The 3,324-nt window shown below is 50.6% G+C and carries 1 protein-coding gene; it reads left to right on the top strand.

Annotation, left to right across the window (positions count from 1 at the left end; translation table 11 throughout):
• Nucleotides 1–3,324 (top strand): hypothetical protein (locus ACI4J0_RS01535; protein WP_439764053.1); only part of this gene is annotated, 3,324 nt, incomplete at both ends.

Here is a 3,324-nt window from a genome sequence, read left to right as displayed (position 1 = left end):
ATATTAAGTCTGCCGCAGCTAAGTACAAGCTGAAAAATGCCCCTGTTTTCGATGAGCTCGATACATACTGCAAGGAGTACGAGATCGCCGCGCGCACCTACAACGGCACCGTATTCGACACTGTTGCCGATATGGAAAAGGCTGTTAAGAACGAGGCAGAGCTTGCCGACAAATGCTCCGACCTTTCCGCTCTGAATGCAGATGAACTGAAACAGCTTCGCAAGTACATCTATGATATGAAGCTTGACAAGAAAACCGCGGGCAAATATCTGCTGAAAATAAAGCTTGCTATGAATAACTGCGAGGAAAATCAGCTGAAGCTCCTCTGTACGGGACTTACCCTGAAAACACCTCAGGAGCTTGACGTTATCCTGGGCAAGATATCCGATGATTCCTTTGACGAGGTGGTTGCCGCACCCTATATCGCACAGGTTAAGGACGCCGTTATCACCGCACAGCTCAGGGAGCTTTCGGAAATGTTCAAGGCTATCCCCGACAAGGCAAAGGCAGACGAGCTTGAAAAGACCCTTGCTTCCGGCAAATATGACAAGATGTTCACCCGTCACTTTACCGCAAAGATCGCAGATGCAAGAGACGGCTTTGCAAGAGAAGAGCTTTCCGCACTCTGCAAGGGCATTTCCGCAGCAGACAACAAGGCTCTTGACGATATGCTCACAAAGCTTGAGGCAGTCAAGTGCCGCGAGGCTCTCAAGACTCCTTATAAAAAGGACATTGCCGCAAGAAAGCAGGAGCTTCTCACGAAGGAAGCAGAGAGCGTATTTGCAGGCATAAAGACCGCGGACAAGGCAAAGGTAGACGCTCTCAGAGCTGTTATTGCCTCCGCAAAATATCCCGCTTCTCTTACCGACAAGTACAAGTCTCAGCTTGACGAGCGCGAGACCGAGATAAAGAATGCAGAGTTCATCAAGAAGTGCGATACTATCCCCCAGATGAACAAGGCAGACCTTGATAAGATAGTAGAAGAGCTGAAGGCTGAAAAGTGCCCCGAGGAGATAGCGAAGAAGTATCTCCCCATGACCGAGGAAAGAGCAAAGGCACTCCTCAAGGCAGAGCTTTCCGATATGTGCAAGGATATTCCTTCTATGGACTTTGCAAAGCTTGACGCACTTGAAAAGTCTCTTAAAGATGACAAATATCCCGAGGAGCTTACATCGGGCTATTTCGACACCATCAAGGCACGCAGAAAGGCTCTCTACAACAAGGAAGCCGATGACCTGTGCAAGAATATCGCCAATATGCAGAAGTCCGAGCTTGCTGCCCTTTCCGAGAAGCTCAAGGACGAGAAGTTCGACCCTGCATATGTGAAGAAATATTTCGACGACATCGACACGCGCTTCAACAAGATCGAGACCGACAAGCTCGACTCTATGTGCAAGGACATCGAGAAGCTCAAAAAGCCCGAGCTTGAGAAGCTTTCTGCAGATATCGCCGCTCTGGGCTTCAAGAAGGAGAACACCGCTTCCTATCTGGAAAAGATCAGAAGCAGAGAGATCACCCTGATGAAGTCCGAGATGGAAAATCTCTGCAAGAATATCGCCACCACACCCAGAAAGGAGCTTTCCAAGCTCAGAGAGGCGCTTTCGGGCGGCGATTTCGACAAGGAGCTTTCCGCAAAGTACATCAAGCAGATAGACGAGCGCACCGAGACCCTTATCAAGCAGGAGCTTGCAGACCTGTGCAAGAATATCCAGAGCGCTCCCAAGGATAAGCTGATGAGCATGAAGATAGCAATCAGCGAGACTCCCGAGTACAAGGAGCCCGGCAAGGCATATGCCGAGCAGATCGAGAGCCGTCTCAAGCAGATAGACAAGGCTGAATTTGACAAGCAGATGGCGTCTATCGAGAAGCTCACCGCCGAAGAGCTTGACAAATTTGAGGACGAGCTTGACAAGCGCAAGCCTGCCCTTGACCCCAAGCTTTACGATGCATCCGCAGCCAAGCTCAAGGAGCGCAGAGAGTTCCTTCAGAGAGAGGAGCTTGAGAAGCTCTGCGGCGACATTTCCAAGCTTGATATCAAGAAGCTCCACGAGATCAAGGAGAAGATATCCGAGGGCGATTTCATTCCCGAGGTGACCTTCCCCTACATCAAGAAGATCGACGAAGCTGTCACAAATCTCCACGTTCAGTATTATACGAAGATCACCGAGAATATCAATTCTCTCGGCAGGGCAGACCTTATCGTTCTCCTTGAGAAGATAAATAAGAACGAGAACCACGCACCCGATGATATGCTCCAGAGATACATCGGCAGAGTAAAGTCCAAGATACGTGAGGCAGAGGCAAATACACTTGCTGACAAATGCAAAAATCTGGGCACCGCAGGTGAGCACCGCTGCTTCGAGCTCATCAAGGACATCAACGATATGGATATCGACGCAGACAACAAGAAGCGTTTCATCAATCAGGTCGAGCTTCATATCACCAATCTCAAGACTGTGGAAAGAGACGGATATGTCCAGCTCCTGAAAAAGCTTATGGACGAGAACGGCATCAGAGAGTCCCAGTTCTACATTCCGGGAATTTCCAAGTCCTTCGACAGCATTTACCTCAAGATACAGAATACATATGCAAGAACAGAGCAGTTCGAGCTCCCCGTTGTGGCACATGAATTTACCCCCGGTCACCCCGAGGATTCCTACCTGCTTACCACCAATTTCCTTTACGGAATGGGCAAGACCAGCGGTCTGCTCCATATCCCTGTTGAGCAGATCGAAAGATTTGAAGGCAAGGGAGGTCTTTTCGGAGCGTCTCTCAAGGTAGTCGAGAGAGGCGGAAAGACCACAGAGCTCCCCGCAAATATCGAAAAGAAGCTTTTTGAAGCTACAGCAAAGGTACTTAACGGCGTTCTTGCCGCTCTCCAGAAATCCAAGACCGATGCAAAGCTCAAGGAAGCCGAGGAGATCAAGGCTGCCGAAGAAGCAAGACTTCTGGAGCTTGAGCAGGAGCGCAAGGATATCGAAGAGGCAAGAAAGAGAGCGGAGGAGGCAGAAAAGACTGCCGCAGCTCCCAAGCCCGAGCCTGCTGCCGAAAAGAAGGAAGCTGCGCCCGAAAAGAAGGAGCCTGTTCCCGAGAAGAAGCCCGAGCCTATCAAGCCTATCAAGCCCATTGAGGTAGTGGTTTCGCCAATTCCCGAGGTCAAGCCCATCAAGCCTATTGAGAGCGGAAAGCCTGCAGAGCCCGCAAAGCCTGCTGAGGCAGCTAAGCCCGCAGAGCCCGCAAAGCCTGCTGAAGCGGCTAAGCCCGCAGAACCCGCAAAGCCTGCTGAAGCGGCTAAGCCCGCAGAACCCGCAAAGCCTGCTGAAG

The organism is Huintestinicola sp. (assembly GCF_051882455.1).
Classification (GTDB): Bacteria; Bacillota; Clostridia; order Oscillospirales; family Ruminococcaceae; genus Huintestinicola.
This window is presented reverse-complemented; position numbering and strand designations above follow the sequence as displayed.